Annotated in this window: 13 protein-coding genes; 6 read left to right on the top strand and 7 right to left on the bottom strand. The window is 62.8% G+C overall.

Annotation, left to right across the window (positions count from 1 at the left end):
* Positions 1–28: 28 nt before the first annotated feature.
* Entirely contained in the window at positions 29–1,309 is a 1,281-nt protein-coding gene (gene hemL / locus VSR68_RS01390; RefSeq protein WP_087733841.1) for a glutamate-1-semialdehyde 2,1-aminomutase, read from the bottom strand.
* A 209-nt stretch (positions 1,310–1,518) separates the two neighbouring features.
* A complete protein-coding gene (locus tag VSR68_RS01395; protein WP_342938093.1) occupies positions 1,519–2,175 on the bottom strand; it encodes a hypothetical protein in 657 nt (218 codons plus the stop codon).
* Between the two features lie 204 nt (positions 2,176–2,379).
* Here VSR68_RS01395 and VSR68_RS01400 point away from each other — a divergent pair, with 204 nt between their 5' ends.
* Together VSR68_RS01400 and VSR68_RS01405 are read left to right on the top strand one after the other, a co-directional pair.
* Complete coding sequence (locus VSR68_RS01400; protein WP_342938094.1) at positions 2,380–3,603, top strand: Bcr/CflA family multidrug efflux MFS transporter; 1,224 nt, start codon at positions 2,380–2,382, stop codon at positions 3,601–3,603.
* Positions 3,603–3,737 (top strand): hypothetical protein, encoded by a 135-nt coding sequence (locus tag VSR68_RS01405; protein WP_342938095.1) that lies wholly within the window; start codon positions 3,603–3,605, stop codon positions 3,735–3,737. Before VSR68_RS01400 ends, VSR68_RS01405 begins: the two co-directional genes overlap by 1 nt.
* Positions 3,738–3,831: 94 nt before the next feature.
* Here VSR68_RS01405 and VSR68_RS01410 read toward each other — a convergent pair whose 3' ends face one another.
* From VSR68_RS01410 to zwf, 3 genes are all read right to left on the bottom strand, one after another.
* On the bottom strand, positions 3,832–5,748 hold the full coding sequence (locus VSR68_RS01410; protein ID WP_342938096.1) for a bifunctional transcriptional regulator/glucokinase: 1,917 nt from the start codon (positions 5,746–5,748) through the stop codon (positions 3,832–3,834).
* Positions 5,726–6,433 (bottom strand): 6-phosphogluconolactonase, encoded by a 708-nt coding sequence (pgl, locus tag VSR68_RS01415; RefSeq protein ID WP_342938097.1) that lies wholly within the window; start codon positions 6,431–6,433, stop codon positions 5,726–5,728. The genes VSR68_RS01410 and pgl overlap by 23 nt, the downstream gene beginning before the upstream one ends.
* A gap of 251 nt (positions 6,434–6,684) precedes the next feature.
* Positions 6,685–8,142 carry a glucose-6-phosphate dehydrogenase gene (gene zwf / locus VSR68_RS01420; RefSeq protein ID WP_342938098.1) on the bottom strand — a complete coding sequence of 486 codons (1,458 nt, stop codon included), beginning with the start codon at positions 8,140–8,142 and terminating at the stop codon, positions 6,685–6,687.
* Between the two features lie 529 nt (positions 8,143–8,671).
* Between zwf and VSR68_RS01425 the strand changes: the two genes are divergently transcribed.
* The 4 genes from VSR68_RS01425 to VSR68_RS01440 all read left to right on the top strand — a co-directional run bounded on the left by VSR68_RS01425 (position 8,672) and on the right by VSR68_RS01440 (position 13,112).
* On the top strand, positions 8,672–9,919 hold the full coding sequence (locus VSR68_RS01425) for an ABC transporter substrate-binding protein (protein ID WP_090867742.1): 1,248 nt from the start codon (positions 8,672–8,674) through the stop codon (positions 9,917–9,919).
* 173 nt (positions 9,920–10,092) lie between these two features.
* The gene (locus VSR68_RS01430; RefSeq protein ID WP_090867744.1) at positions 10,093–11,034 is read left to right on the top strand and encodes a carbohydrate ABC transporter permease; all 942 of its coding nucleotides are present in this window, start codon (positions 10,093–10,095) and stop codon (positions 11,032–11,034) included.
* The gene (locus VSR68_RS01435; protein WP_342938099.1) at positions 11,024–11,881 is read left to right on the top strand and encodes a carbohydrate ABC transporter permease; all 858 of its coding nucleotides are present in this window, start codon (positions 11,024–11,026) and stop codon (positions 11,879–11,881) included. Before VSR68_RS01430 ends, VSR68_RS01435 begins: the two co-directional genes overlap by 11 nt.
* A gap of 115 nt (positions 11,882–11,996) precedes the next feature.
* Positions 11,997–13,112: a sn-glycerol-3-phosphate ABC transporter ATP-binding protein UgpC gene (locus VSR68_RS01440; protein WP_342938100.1), complete on the top strand. Its 1,116-nt coding sequence runs from the start codon at positions 11,997–11,999 to the stop codon at positions 13,110–13,112.
* 211 nt (positions 13,113–13,323) lie between these two features.
* On the opposite strand, the gene VSR68_RS01445 is transcribed toward VSR68_RS01440, so the two are convergent.
* Entirely contained in the window at positions 13,324–13,944 is a 621-nt protein-coding gene (locus VSR68_RS01445) for a trimeric intracellular cation channel family protein (RefSeq protein ID WP_342938101.1), read from the bottom strand.
* Between the two features lie 15 nt (positions 13,945–13,959).
* Complete coding sequence (locus tag VSR68_RS01450) at positions 13,960–14,796, bottom strand: Smr/MutS family protein (RefSeq protein ID WP_342938420.1); 837 nt, start codon at positions 14,794–14,796, stop codon at positions 13,960–13,962.
* Positions 14,797–14,813: the final 17 nt, after the last annotated feature.

Here is a 14,813-nt window from a genome sequence, read left to right on the forward strand (position 1 = left end):
TATCCGTTCAATGGTTCGTCAACGCGGTTCACGCGAGCGACTTGAATGCGCCGCGCGCGGCATCGATGGTCGCGTCGATGATCGCGTCGTCGTGCGCGCTCGACACGAAGCCTGCCTCGTATGCGGAAGGCGCGAAGTACACGCCCGCATCCAGCATCTTGTGGAAGAACGCGTTGAAGCGCGGCACGTCGCAGCGCGAGATTTCCGCGAAGCTGCCCGGCACGTTCGCCGAGAAATACAGACCGAACATGCCGCCGACGGAATCCGCCGTGAACGGCACCTTTGCTTCGCGCGCGGCTTCCGTGAGGCCTTGCACGAGACGCGTCGTCTGGCGCGACAGCGTGTCGTAGAAGCCCGGTGCCTGGATCAGTTGCAGCGTCTTGAGACCCGCCGCGACCGCGATGGGGTTGCCCGACAGCGTGCCCGCCTGGTAGACGCCGCCGAGCGGCGCGAGATGGGCCATGATGTCGCGCCGTCCGCCGAACGCCGCTGCCGGCATGCCGCCGCCGATCACCTTGCCGAGACACGTGAGGTCAGGCGTGATGCCATACAGTTGCTGCGCGCCGCCCAGCGCGACGCGGAACCCGCACATCACTTCGTCGAAGATCAGCACCGACCCGTATTCGGTGCAGAGGCGGCGCAGCGCGCCCAGGAATTCGGGCGTTGCGCGCACGAGGTTCATGTTGCCCGCGACCGGCTCGACGATCACGGAAGCGATCTCGTTGCCGAACGCCTTGAACGCCTCTTCGAGCGCCGCGACGTTGTTGTATTCGAGCACGGTGGTGTGCTTCGCGATATCGACGGGCACTCCCGCCGACGTCGGATTGCCGAACGTCAGCAGGCCCGAGCCCGCTTTCACGAGCAGGCTGTCCGCGTGGCCGTGGTAGCAGCCCTCGAACTTGACGATGCGGCTGCGGTTCGTGAAGCCGCGCGCGAGGCGCAGCGCGCTCATCGTCGCTTCCGTGCCGCTCGACACCATCCGCACCTGTTCCATCGAAGGCACGAGCTTGCAGATTTCCTCGGCGATCTCGACCTCGGCTTGCGTCGGCGCGCCGAACGAGAAGCCGTTCACCAGCACGCGCTGCACGGCCTCGAGCACTTCCGGATGCACATGGCCGACGATCATCGGCCCCCACGAGCCGATGTAGTCGATATAGCGCTTGCCCTCGGCGTCCCAGAAGTACGCGCCTTGCGCGCGTTCGATGAAGCGCGGCGTGCCGCCGACCGAACGGAAGGCGCGCACGGGCGAGTTGACGCCGCCCGGAATGGTTTTCTGGGCGCGGTCGAAGAGTTCTTGATTGCTGGACATGAGCATTGGACCTGCTTGGGTTGGGCTCGCGCGCCGAATGGCTGCAACACGCGCGAGTGCGGTACAAGGGCGGTATCGATGCGCTGCGAACGGGCATGCGCAAGCGCGCAACGAACGCACGATCGTAAGAATGACCTCACGAAATTGTACCGGAGTCGTGTGGAATCGGCCGTGCGCGGGAAGGCGTGGCGGGGCACTGCCTTATGCGTTCAGGTGCCGCCGCCGCGCTTGCCGCCCGGGTTGCCGCCGTCATTGCCTTCGCCGTCGCCGGGCGTGCCACCCGGGCGCTTCGCCGGCCCGAAGTACATCGCGACCCGCGCCGCGCGTTTGCCGGCAGCGGCCTTGTTCGCGTCGCTCCACGCTTGCGTCGCTTGCTCCTTCGTCGATTTCGCCGGCTCGTCCGCATGCGGTGCGACGGCAGGCCGCGGACGCTTGCCCGTCCTTTCGAGCCAGCGCTTTTCGAGCGCACCCTCGGCGATCGGCTTGATCGAGATGCCCGAGGTTTGCGCGTCCCACGTCTGGACGGAGAAAGGATGCTGGCGCAATTCGTCGCGCGAGATCACGACTTCATGATGCGCATCGACCAGATAGTCGTACACGAAGTCGATGCACAGCCGGTAGCCGCGCTTTTTGGTTGCGTCGGGCACTTCGTATGGCGCGCGCGTCACGTATCCCGACGCGAACACGCCCTTGGGCTCCAGCGTCACGCGATGAATGAATACGCGGTCGCCCGGCAGGATGCTGCGCGAAAAGCCGCAGCCCCATACGTCGGTGACGGCTTCGCCCGCCGCGACGCGCTTTGCCACGTCCGGCAGTTCGGGCCACGGCCACTTTTTTGGGCTCCATATCAGCAGAAAGGCGGTCATCTGCGTCGAATGTCTGTGTCGAAGAAACGGATGGCCAGCTTAACCGATAAGGCGGAGAAGGCCTGTTTCCAGCGGGCGCACCGACCGCGTCAAGCAGAGCGATATTTAACGTCGGTTACAATCCCTAGCTGTATCCGCGTCGCCGCACGGTCCGTTGGATCGCCCCTCGGCCGATCTTTGCGCGTCGCTTCTCACTGGAATCCCATGTCTCACGCTGTCAGATCCCGGCCGGATGCCCGGCTGATTCTGCTGCTCGGCGCGCTGGCCGCGTGCGGGCCGATTTCAATCGATATGTACCTGCCCAGCCTGCCGTCGATCACGCAGGCGTTCAACGTCAGCGCGGGCGCGGCGCAGGGCACGCTGACCAGTTTCATGCTCGGCTTCTCGGTCGGCATGCTGTTGTACGGGCCGATGTCGGATGCGTACGGACGGCGCCCCGTGCTGCTCGGCGGCATCATCATGTACACGCTCGCGACGATCGCTTGCGCGGTGTCGCTGTCGATCGGCGCGCTCGTCACGTTCCGTTTCGTGCAGGCGCTCGGCGCGGGCGCGGCATCCGTGCTCGCGCGCGCAATCGCTCGCGATGCGCACGGCCCGGCCGATGCAGCGCGCGTGCTGTCGATGCTCGCCATCGTCACGTCGATCGGGCCGTTGCTTGCGCCGCTGATCGGCGGGCAGTTGCTGCTGCTGGGCGGCTGGCGCGTCGTCTTTATTGCACTGACGATCTTCGGCGCTCTCTGCGCAGCCACCGCGTTCATGCGCGTGCCGGAAACCTGGCCGCGCGAGAAGCGCGCGCACGGTGCGGTGCTCCAGTCGTTCGCCGCATACGGCACGCTGCTGAAGGACCCCGTCACGTGGGGGCACATGCTGTGCGGCGGCATGGCGTTCGCGTCGATGTTCGCGTACATCACCGCGACGCCGTTCGTCTATATCGAGTACTTCCATGTGTCGCCGCAGCACTATGGCTTTCTGTTCGGGCTGAACATCATCGGCATCATGCTCGGCAACTTCGTCAACACGCGTGTCGTCGGACGCACGGGGCCGCTGCCCGTCATTTCAGTCGCCGCGACGATCAGCTTCGTCGCATCGCTGTACGTCGCGCTGATGTGCCTGACGGGGTGGGGCGGACTGTGGTCGATCGTCGTCGGGCTGTTCTTCGTGGTGGGCGTGGTCGGCTTGCTGTCGGCCAATTGCACGACCGATCTGATGCATCGCTATCCGCAGAACGCGGGCGCGGCGGCGGCCGCGTTCGGCGCGATGCAGCTGGCGTTCGGCGCGCTGTCGAGTTTCGCCGTCGGGCTGTGGCATGACGGCTCGCCGCAAGGGATGGGCGTGACGATCGCCGTCGCGGGATCGCTGTGCTTCGTCGGCCGGTTCCTGGTGATGCGCTGGCATAGTCGGCCCGTATCGCAGGCTTCGGCAGCCTGATGCACACGCGCGCGACCACGCACAAGACCACGCACAAGACCACGCACGAGAGCACGCACGAGAGCACGCACGAGAGCACGCACGAGAGCACGCACGAGAGCACGCACGAGAGCACGCACAAGACCACGCACTAAACGAACCGACGACAACAAAAAGCCGGACCTGCTGCCGAATGGCAAAAGGTCCGGCTTTTTCAGTTGAAACTCACCGCCCGAACAAAAGCGCCGACTAGTCCCTCGGCGAGGCCGCTGCTCCGTGGCTGAGCCAATCCAGCACGGCCGTCGTATCGTCGTCGGCGTCCTTGCGCGCCTTCGCGACGGCAGCGCTGACTTCCGCCGCCGGCGCCGCCCGACGGATCGCCACGCCGACAGCCAGGATGTCGATCATCAACAGATGCAGGATGCGCGAGATCATCGACAGCTGCGACTCGCGAATCTCGATGTGATCGGTTTCCAGCGCGACCGTCGCGCGCTTGGCCAGCGGCGTGTTGCTCGACGTGATCGCGATCACCTTCGCGCCCGCCTGCATCGCGACTTCGAGCACGCGCAGCAGTTCGGGCGCGCGGCCCGACTTCGACACCGCGACGATCACATCGCCCTTGCCGAGCAGTGCCGCCGACGCCGCCTGCATGTACAGATCGCCGTAAGCGATCGTCGGAATGCCGAAGCGGAAGAACTTGTAGTGCGCGTCCTGAGCGACGATATTCGAATTGCCGAGGCCGTAGAACTCGATGCGCCGCGCGCCGTTCAGCAGATCGATCGCCGTTTCGACATGCTCGAAGTTCAGATGCTCGCGCAACTGCAGGATCGCGGAGACGGTGTTGTCCAGTACCTTCGCGCCGAAGTCCGTCGCCGTGTCGCCGAGATGCACCTGGCTGTGCGAGACGGGAATCGTGCCCGTCAGACCCGTCGCCAGCTTCAGCTTGAAATCGGACAGGCCCTGGCAGCCGAGCGAACGGCAGAAGCGGATCACAGTCGGCTGGCTCACGTCGGCCTTGCGCGCGATGTCGACGATGGGATCGTTGATGATCGAGCGCGGGTGATTGAGCGCGAGATCCGCGACGCGGCGCTCGGCGGGCGTCAGTGCATCGCGCATCTGCCGGATGCGCTCGAATACGGCGGACGAACTGCCGCCCGCGCGATTCGACAGCTGCTCCGCGAGAATCGCCGATACGCCGAGAAACGCCGGATACTCCGCCGTGATCACGTACGTCGGCACGTTCTTCAGATACGCCTCGAAGCGGCCCTTCGCCTCGAAGCGCTGACGGAACGACGAGCGCGCGAAGATGTCGCCCAGACGCGGCACGACACCGCCGCCGATATAGATGCCGCCCAGCGCGCCGAGCGTCACCGCGATGTTGCCCGCGAACGTGCCGAGAATGCCGCAGAACACGTCGATCGTCTCGGCCGCGAGCGGATCGCCGTCGAGCCCTTTCTTGACGATCTCCGACACTTCGAGCGTCGCGGGCACGCGTTTTTTGTCGCGAGCCGCGAGCGCGCGATAGATCACTTCGAGGCCCGGCCCGGCGGCGACGCGCTCGAACGACACATGTGGCCACTTCTTGCGCGCGTACTGCAGCACGAGGTCTTCGCGCTCGTCCATCGGCGCGAACGTCGCGTGGCCGCCTTCGCTGCCGAGCGCGATCCAGCGGTCGTCGGCGGGAATCAGACCCGACACGCCCATGCCCGTGCCCGGACCGAGCAGGCCGATCACGCTGTTCTGTCGCCGCGTGCCGCCGCCGACCTGCACGCGCTGCGAATCGGTGAGGCCCGGCAGCGCCATCGCGAGCGCGGTGAAGTCGTTCACGACGAGCAATGTGTCGAAGCCGAGCTGACGGCGCGTCGCTTCGATCGAGAACGTCCAGTCGTGATTGGTCATGCTGACCTGATCGCCGTCGACGGGATTCGCAATCGCAATCGCCGCATGATTCACGCGACCGATCTTGCTGTCCTTCAGATACTTCTTGATGACCTCTGCGACACCCGGATAGTCCGCGCACGGATAGACGAGAACCTGCGTGATTTCGCCAGGACCGGTTTCAAGCGCGAAGCGCGCATTGGTGCCGCCGATGTCGGCAAGCAGCCTCGGTCCGTCGGCGTGCTGGCCCGCGCCAGGGGCAGCCTTAGTTTGCACACCAGTAGACATCGAGTCTTACTCCCTTGTCGTTCGCCAACGTCGAGATGGCATTTTTTTGTCGGGCGGCTGCGGCGGCTTTGAGCACGTCGAGCTTTTTCTGACCGGCGATCAGCAGGAACAGCCGGTCGACTTTCTTCAACGCGGACATCGACCAGCTCACGCGCGCATGCGGCGCGGCGCCGGGATGCACGGCGACGAACGGATCGGCCGTCGAGATTGCGTGCGCCCATTCGGGCGCATCCGCGAAAATCGACGCCGTGTGGCCGTCTTCGCCCATGCCGAGCACGGCCACATCGGGCAGATGACGATCGCCTCGCGCGACATCGCGATTCAACACGGCGATATGCGCGTCGAGCGATTGCGCCGTGTCGACGAGCGGCAGGAAGGTCGCCTCACGCGCGGCGTTCTGCAACAGCGTCTCGTGGGCGAGTCGCGCGTTGCTCGCGTCATCCGTCTCGGGCACCCAGCGGTCGTCGACGAGCGTGACGGCGATGCGTTCCCAGTCGAACGGCTGCGTGGATAGCGTTTGCAGAAACGGACGCGGGCTCGTGCCACCGGACACGGCAAGCGTCGTCGGGCGCGCGCCGGTTGCGCTCGCACGGGCGGCGAGCGACGCATGTAGCGCGTCGCCGACCGCCTTCGCCAGCGCGTCGGATTGGGCGCGCGGGTCGTCGAAAGCGTGAAGCTCGATCACTTCTCCTCCATGCTGCTTTCTTTGTTAGATCTGAGGTGCTGCGGGGGCGGCATCGGCGATCAGTCGAGCCGACGTTGCCCGATGTTGCGCGATGTTGCCTTGTCCCGCTGCTGCCGCGACCGGGCCTGTGTCGTCTGAGTCACCGGGTTCCCGTGCGGCTGTTCATGCCGTACTGCAAGCGGCGCGTCGGCTGCGACATCGATGCAAAAACATCGATCATCGCAGGTCAAAACCAAACGCGCCGTACTTCCTTAATTCTCTTCTTCGAGCCAGCAGGTGTCGTGCTGCGCAAGCATCGCGCTCGCGGCCGCCGGACCCCACGTGCCCGCCGCGTACGGCTTTGGCTTGCCCGACGCGGCCCACTCGTTGAGGATCGGCTCGACCCACTTCCATGCCGCTTCCTGCTCGTCGCGACGCACGAAGAGCGCGAGACGTCCGTGGATCACGTCGAGCAGCAGACGCTGATACGCCTCCATCTGGCCTTCCTTGAAGAACTGGTCGAAGGCGAGGTCGAGGTGAACGCTCGACAGGTTCATTCCTTCGCCAGGCTTCTTCGCGAGGCAATAGAGGCGGATCGTTTCGTTCGGCTGCAGGCGGATCACGAGGCGATTCGCGCCCGGCCGCAGCGCCGACGAACCCAGCGCCGAATGCGGCACGGCGCGGAAGTTCACGACGATCTCCGCGACGCGATCGGCCAGCCGCTTGCCGGTGCGCAGGAAAAACGGCACGCCAGCCCAGCGCCAGTTCTCGATCTCGACCTTCAGCGCGACAAACGTTTCCGTCGCGCTGTCCGTCTTCACGCCGGGCTCCGTCGCATACGCGGGAACCGACGTGCCGCGAATGACGCCCGCATGATACTGGCCGCGCACGGCGACCTTGCTGATATCGCGCGGATCGATCGGCTTCAGCGCGCGCAGCACGCGCAGCTTTTCATCGCGGACGGAATCCGAATCCATCGAATGCGGCGGCTCCATCGCGACGATCGAAAGCAGTTGCAGCAAGTGGTTCTGCACCATGTCGCGCAGCGCGCCCGTATTGTCGTAGAAGTCGCCGCGCGCTTCCACGCCGAGTTCTTCGGCGATCGTGATCTGGATGCTCTCGACCCACTCGCGGCGCCACAGCGGCTCGAAGAGCGCATTGCCGAAGCGCAGCGCCAACAGGTTCTGCACGGGCTCTTTGCCGAGGTAGTGATCGATACGGTAGATCTGCCCTTCGGCGAAGATCTCGCCGACGGCATCGTTGATCGCATTCGAAGAACGCAGGTCGTAGCCGAGCGGCTTTTCGAGCACGATGCGCGCGTTTTCGTTGAGGCCAACCGACGCGAGCGCGCGGCAGATGGGGACGAAGAGCGACGGGCCCGTCGCCAGATAGAACACGCGCGTGCCGGGCAACTCTTGCACCGCGTCGCGCAGCTTGACGAAGTCTTCGGCCTTGCCGAGATCGAGCTTCACATACTCGATGCGCTCGAGAAAGCTCGACCACGCGTTTTCGTCGACGCCGTTCTTCGAGACGTGCGCCTTCACATGTTCATTGACCCACTGCAGATAGCCGTCACGGTCTTCCGCATGCCGCGCGACGGCAACGATCTTGCCGCTCGCCTCGAGCATGCCCGCGCGGTGTGCTTCATACAGAGCGGGGAGGATCTTGCGCATCGACAGATCGCCGGTTCCGCCGAAGAGAACGAAGGTGAAGCTGGAGTCGGTTTGCATGAGTCTCCGTGGATATCTGGTGGGCCTGTAAGGCGCCCGTAGTCCGATAAAATTTTTTTTGACACTGAATTGTAGTTTAACTACAATCCAAATCAAGAGGTAACGTGAATTCGGCGAAAAAAGCGTGCGGGGCTTGTGAACAAGCGCCTTTTCGCGAGGGCACGTAGCTTCCCTGCATGTTAACGGACAACGCGTTCCGGCATGCGCCACGGTGCCTTTCGCGGGCGGCGCACGACGGCCGGAACGGGCGTTTCAGCGAATGACGTGCGCGGACCACCTCGAGTCTGCAACGCGCCGCAGTCAGAAGGCGGAAGCAGGCAAAAATCAGAAGAGGAGACAGTTCTTGCATCGCAAACCACTCATCTCTTGAGCGTCACGCGGCCGAACCTCGGCACGCCGGCACATCCACTTCACCCTGTGCCTGTCCGACGCTCGACCGTCCAGCGCATTGCCTGTTTGACTAACCATCACACCCTGGTGACATCAGGGGCCACTCGTTTTTAGTTCAGGTGTCTGGAGGAGATAAGCAATGAAATTCCGCGCGATCATGGGCGCCCTGTGCGCCGCAGGTCTGATGTGTGGCGTCGCCACGGCACAGGCGGCCGAATCCGTCGAAGTGCTGCACTGGTGGACGTCGGGCGGCGAGTCGAAGGCCGTCGGCGTGCTGAAGGACGACATGACGAAACAGGGCTACACGTGGAAGGACTTCGCGGTGGCAGGCGGTGCAGGCGCAGCGGCCATGACGGCGCTGAAGACCCAGGTGATCTCGGGCAATGCGCCGAGCGCCGCTCAGATCAAGGGCCCGCTGATCCAGGAATGGGCATCGCAAGGCGTGCTGGTGAACATCGACTCCGTCGCTGGCGACTGGAAGAAGAACCTGCCGCCGGAAATCGACAAGATCATGCACGCGGAAGGCCACTACGTCGCGGCGCCGTTCTCGGTGCACCGCGTCAACTGGCTGTACATCAACAAGGCAGCACTCGACAAGGCAGGCGGCAAGGTGCCGACCTCGTGGCCTGAGTTCTTCGCCGTCGCCGACAAGATGAAGGCGGCCGGCATCATGCCGATCGCGATGGGCGGCCAGCCGTGGCAAGACCTGACGCTGTGGGAAGACGTCGTGCTGTCGCAAGGCGCGGACTTCTACAAGAAGGCGCTCGTCGACCTCGACCAGAAGACGCTGACCTCGGACAAGATGGTCCAGGTGTTCGACACGGTTCGCAAGATCCAGGGCTACTTCGATAGCGGCCGCACGGGTCGCGACTGGAACCTGGCGACGGCGATGGTCATCAACGGCAAGGCCGGCATGCAGTTCATGGGCGACTGGGCGAAGGGCGAGTTCGCGAACGCGAGCAAGAAGGCCGGCTCGGACTACATCTGCGCGGCCGTGCCGGGTACGGAGAAGTCGTACACGTTCAACGTCGACTCGTTCGTGTTCTTCCAGCAGAAGGGCCAGAAGGCTGCGACGCCGGGCCAGCTGGCGCTCGCGAAGACCATCATGAGCCCGGAATTCCAGGAGCAGTTCAGCCTGTACAAGGGCTCGATCCCGGTTCGTCTGGGCGTGTCGATGGATAAATTCGACGACTGCGCGAAGAAGTCCTACGCTGATGAACAGACGGCCATCAAGTCGGGCGGCTATGTGCCGTCGCTGGCTCACGGCATGGCTCAGCCGGACGCAGCAGCAGGCGCGATCTCGGACGTCGTGACGAAGTTCATGAACTCGTCGCAAGACTCGAAGAGCGCGGTTGCTGCACTCGCGAAGGCTGCGAAGACCAAGTAAGCAGTCGGCACACAGTTGTAGCAGAACGCCCGGCGCGCCGGGCCTTGCATGAACGCATGCAGGGACTTCATGCGCGCCGGACGACGATGGTGCGATGCATCACCCGCGCCTCTGCCGTTCCGGCATCGCCAGATGATGACGATGCCTGACGGTACAGTTCCAGGAGTCGAGTTGTGACTGCTTCTATTAGCGGAAACGCAAAAGGCACGGCGCCCGTCGCGCGCCGCTCGTCGCCGATGGCGGCGCTCGCCGACCGCTGGATTCCGAAGCTGGTGTTGTCGCCCAGCATCGTGATCAGCCTTGTCTTCGTCTACGGTTTCATTCTCGTTACCGGCTATCTGTCGCTGTCGAGTTCGCGACTGATGCCGCGTTACGATTTCGCCGGCTTCGACCGGTACGCCGAGCTGTTCGATAACGACGTGTGGTGGACGTCGGCGGCGAACCTCGGCTGGTTCGGCATTCCGTTTATCGCGATCTGCGTCGGCCTGGGTCTGTTTCTCGCGATCCTGCTCGATCAGAAGATTCGCAACGAAGGCGCGTTGCGTGCGGTGTTCCTGTATCCGATGGCGCTGTCGTTCATCGTGACGGGCACCGCGTGGCAGTGGGTTCTGAATCCGGGCCTCGGCATCGAGAAGGTGTTGCACGACTGGGGCTGGACGAGCTTTTCGTTCGGCTGGCTCGGCGATCCCGACAAGGCGATTTTCTGCGTCGTGATCGCGGCCGTGTGGCAATCGACGGGCTTCGTGATGGCGCTTTTCCTTGCCGGCCTGCGCGGCGTCGACAGCGAAATCTTCAAGGCTGCGCAAGTGGACGGCGCGACGCTGCCGACCATCTATCGCAAGATCGTGATTCCGAGCATGCGCCCGGTGTTCTTTTCGGTGCTGCTGATTCTCTGCCACATCACGATCAAGACCTTCGACCTCGTCGTCGCGTTGACGGCGGGCGGTCCGGGCACGTCGTCGTCGCTGCCCGCGATGTTCATGTACACGTTTTCGTTCAACCGCGGGCAACTGGGCGTCGGCGCGGCTTCGTCGATGATGATGCTCGCAACCGTCGTGGCCGTGCTCGTGCCGCTGATGTACCTGGAATCGAGGAGCACGCGCAATGCAGCCTAAGATGAACATCAGCCGTGCTGTCATCTACGCGGCACTGATTCTGTTTGCGTTGTACTTCCTGTTCCCGCTGTACGTGATGCTGTCGACGTCGTTCAAGGACATCGACCAGTTGCGCTCGGGCAACCTGCTCACGCCGCCGTCGCACTGGACGTTCGCGCCCTGGGTGAAGGCGTGGAGCGAAGCGTGTACGGGCGTGCGCTGCGAAGGCATGCAGCCGTTCTTCATGAACTCGGTGAAGATGGTGATTCCCGCCGTGCTGATCTCGTCGATCATCGGCGCGTTCAACGGCTATGTGCTCACGCACTGGCGTTTTCGCGGCGCGGATGCGCTGTTCACGATGCTGCTGGTCGGCTGCTTCATTCCGTTCCAGGCGATCCTGCTGCCGATGGCGCGACTGCAAGGCTTCTTCGGCCTGTCGAACACGATCGGCGGGCTGGTGCTCGTGCACGTCGTGTACGGCATCGCGTTCACGACGATGTTCTTCCGCAACTTCTACGTGAGCGTTCCCGCTGAACTCGTGAAGGCGGCGCGCATCGACGGCGCAGGGTTCTTCATGATCTTCTCGAAGATCATGCTGCCCATTTCGCTGCCGATTTTCATGGTGTGCCTGATCTGGCAGTTCACGCAGATCTGGAATGACTTCCTGTTCGGTATCGTGTTCTCCGGTGTCGATTCGATGCCGATCACCGTCGCGCTGAACAACCTCGTGAATACGTCGACGGGCGTGAAGGAATACAACGTCGACATGGCGGGCGCGATCATCGCGGCACTGCCGACGCTGCTCGTCTACGTGATCGCCGGCCGCTACTTCGTGCGCGGCCTGACGGCGGGCGCGGTGAAGGGCTAATTTTTCTTGTTGGCGCGACGCTCGCGTGTCGATGCGAGCGACGGCCTGAACGGCATTCGGCCTGCGTCGCCAGCTAGCGGCGCATCAGCAGTACAGAGACTAGAGGATTCACAGCATGGCAAGCCTTTCCATCCGTGACGTGTACAAGACCTACCCGAACGGGGTGCCTGTCCTGAAGGGTGTCAACATCGACATCGAAGACGGCCAGTTCCTGATTCTCGTCGGCGGCTCGGGCTGCGGTAAGTCGACGCTGCTCAACATGATCGCCGGTCTCGAGACCGTGACGAAGGGTGACATTCAGATCGGCGGCAAGACGGTGAACAACCTGTCGCCGAAAGATCGCGATATCGCGATGGTGTTCCAGTCGTACGCGCTGTATCCGTCGATGACGGTGCGCGACAACATCTCCTTTGGCTTGAATATCCGCAAGGTGCCGAAGGGGGAGCAGGATCAGATCGTTTCGCGCGTTTCCAAGCTGCTTCAAATCGAACATCTTTTGGATCGGAAGCCTGGGCAGCTGTCTGGCGGTCAGCGGCAGCGGGTGGCGATGGGACGTGCGTTGGCTCGCGATCCGGCGATGTTCCTGTTCGATGAGCCTCTATCGAATCTGGATGCCAAGCTGCGGATCGAGATGCGCTCGGAGATCAAGCTGCTGCATCAGCGCCTTGGGACGACGATCGTTTATGTGACGCACGATCAGATCGAAGCGATGACCTTGGGCGATCGTATCGCTGTGATGAAGGACGGTATCGTGCAGCAGTTCGGGGCGCCGCAAGAGATTTATGATTCGCCGTCGAATCTGTTCGTTGCAGGGTTTATCGGCGCGCCGCCGATGAACTTCATTCAAGGTAAGGTCGTCGAGCAAGGCTCCGGCGTTGGGCTGGAACTCGATACGGGTGTGAAGCGCGGTGTGCTGAATCTGCCTTTCGATGGCGCTGTGAAGTCGCACGTCGGCAAGGAAGTGATTCTTGGGCTGCGGCCCGAGCGGATTACCGATACGCGGAATGCGCACAATGTCGATGATGGCAAGCATCAGCCGATCGACGTCAAGGTCGATGTGATCGAACCTACCGGCCCGGATACTTTGGTATTTGCTCAAGTGAACGGCAAGCGGATTGTTAGCCGTGTTCATCCGGGGGCTAATCCGCAGCCCGACCAAAATATGTCGCTGATGTTTGATGTTTCGAAGGCTGTGCTGTTCGATCCGCAGACGGAGCAGCGGATTGCTTAAGGGTTAGTTGCTCTGTGGGCGCGTTGGTTTTGGGAAGGCCCCGGGCGTTTGAGATGCGCTCGGGGCCTTTTTGGTTTTTGGGGCTTGGCTTTGGAGCTCGATGCGCATTCGATCACGATGTGCACGGATCTCTTTCATGAAGGCCCGTGCGAAGAAATTGACGAGCGTCGACGCGCTCAGGCCAGGTGAAGCAAAAGTCTCTTCGCACGGTTCAATGCGGCAACCTAACATCCAACTTAAACGTCACCAGCCTTGCCACAAGAATAAACCCCGTAGCAATCAACACGCTGTAGACGGTATCGAAGTTGATGTAGTCGAGCAGCAGATAAACCCAGCACCCAACCAACGCACAAGTCGCATAAGGCCTTGAATCCCGCAGAATCAGCGGAACCTCATTGCAGATCACATCGCGGATAATCCCGCCGAACACGCCCGTCGCAACACCCATCATCGAAGCCACGAACCACGGCATCTGTGCATCGAGCGCCAGCGAAGTCCCCGAGATGCTGAAGAGCCCAAGCCCGACCGCATCAGCCACCAGCAACACGCGCTCGTTAAAAACCCGCGTATAGGCCTTCAGCACAAACGGCGCAAAGAAGCTCAAAACAAAGATCAGAATCGCATACCACTGATGCTCGACCCAGTAGAACGGTCGACGATCCAGCAAGATATCTCTAACCGTCCCGCCACCAAACGCCGTAGCCATCGCGACAAGAAAAGTCCCAACAGCATCGAGCCGTTTCGTACGAGCCTCGATAAAACCAGAGATCGCGTAGGCGAGAATAGCCAGCGCTTCCATGATGGCAAGCGCGAGAGTGAGTCGAGGATGCATCGTTGAAAAGCCTTCTCAGACTTTACCGGACGAAGACGACGAAGCAGTCCCCGAGCCTGAACCAGCACCAGAACCCACCGACCCGGGCTGCAACAGAACAAGCACGGCACCCGCGCCGCCATCATGCGGACGAGCCTGCGAAAACGCGATCACTTCTTCCTTCTGCACGAGCCACGCGCGAACCTTGCCTTTCAGCACAGGTTCTTTCCCAATCGACCCGAGCCCTTTCCCGTGAATCACACGCAGACACCGTAGACCCTTCTTACTCGCCTCACGGATGAACTCAGACAAAGCGTCACGCGCTTCCTCGCGACGCATCCCATGCAGATCAAGCTGCGCCTGCACGATCCACGCACCGCGTCGGAGCTTCTTAACGATTTCCTGGCTCACACCCGGCCGACAGTAGGAAAGCGACTCATCGGTGTCGAGCAGCACTTCGGGATCAAACTCATCGGAGATCGCTTCGTGAAGCACGGCCTCTTCGTCGAGTTTCGTCTGCATCGGAAGGGGCGCGGGCGGCGTGCGCGTCACCGACGCGCGAGGCTTCGCGCTGAGCGGCGCGACTTCGCCAATTTCACGCCGAAACAGTTCGGCATCCACGGCCGCTTCACGCGACGCTTGCGCCGCCGCGGCCTTCTCACGCTGAGCGCGTTGCGCAGCGCCTTTCAACGCATCGCGCAAACCACCCAGCCCGGCCAACCCCGCGCCGGCCTCGACCAAAGGCTTCTTCGACGACGACGAAGATGAAGAAGTCGAAGCGCCAGTGTCAGACGACGCTTCAGCATCAGCAGGACTGGAAGCCGCAGTGCGCGGCCGTTTCGGTTCGCTCGGATGGGGCAGATTCTTAGGCATGGCGATCGAAGCAGAAA

Source organism: Paraburkholderia phymatum (assembly GCF_038900715.1).
GTDB lineage: Bacteria > Pseudomonadota > Gammaproteobacteria > Burkholderiales > Burkholderiaceae > Paraburkholderia > Paraburkholderia phymatum_A.

Excerpts from the sequence above, each read along its gene's own strand:
- hemL (WP_087733841.1), bottom strand. The coding sequence starts at position 1,309 with ATGTCCAGCAATCAAGAACTCTTCGACCGCGCCCAGAAAACCATTCCG.
- VSR68_RS01395 (WP_342938093.1), bottom strand. The coding sequence starts at position 2,175 with ATGACCGCCTTTCTGCTGATATGGAGCCCAAAAAAGTGGCCGTGGCCC.
- VSR68_RS01400 (WP_342938094.1), top strand. The coding sequence starts at position 2,380 with ATGTCTCACGCTGTCAGATCCCGGCCGGATGCCCGGCTGATTCTGCTG.
- VSR68_RS01405 (WP_342938095.1), top strand. The coding sequence starts at position 3,603 with ATGCACACGCGCGCGACCACGCACAAGACCACGCACAAGACCACGCAC.
- VSR68_RS01410 (WP_342938096.1), bottom strand. The coding sequence starts at position 5,748 with ATGTCTACTGGTGTGCAAACTAAGGCTGCCCCTGGCGCGGGCCAGCAC.
- zwf (WP_342938098.1), bottom strand. The coding sequence starts at position 8,142 with ATGCAAACCGACTCCAGCTTCACCTTCGTTCTCTTCGGCGGAACCGGC.
- VSR68_RS01425 (WP_090867742.1), top strand. The coding sequence starts at position 8,672 with ATGAAATTCCGCGCGATCATGGGCGCCCTGTGCGCCGCAGGTCTGATG.
- VSR68_RS01435 (WP_342938099.1), top strand. The coding sequence starts at position 11,024 with ATGCAGCCTAAGATGAACATCAGCCGTGCTGTCATCTACGCGGCACTG.
- VSR68_RS01440 (WP_342938100.1), top strand. The coding sequence starts at position 11,997 with ATGGCAAGCCTTTCCATCCGTGACGTGTACAAGACCTACCCGAACGGG.
- VSR68_RS01445 (WP_342938101.1), bottom strand. The coding sequence starts at position 13,944 with ATGCATCCTCGACTCACTCTCGCGCTTGCCATCATGGAAGCGCTGGCT.
- VSR68_RS01450 (WP_342938420.1), bottom strand. The coding sequence starts at position 14,796 with ATGCCTAAGAATCTGCCCCATCCGAGCGAACCGAAACGGCCGCGCACT.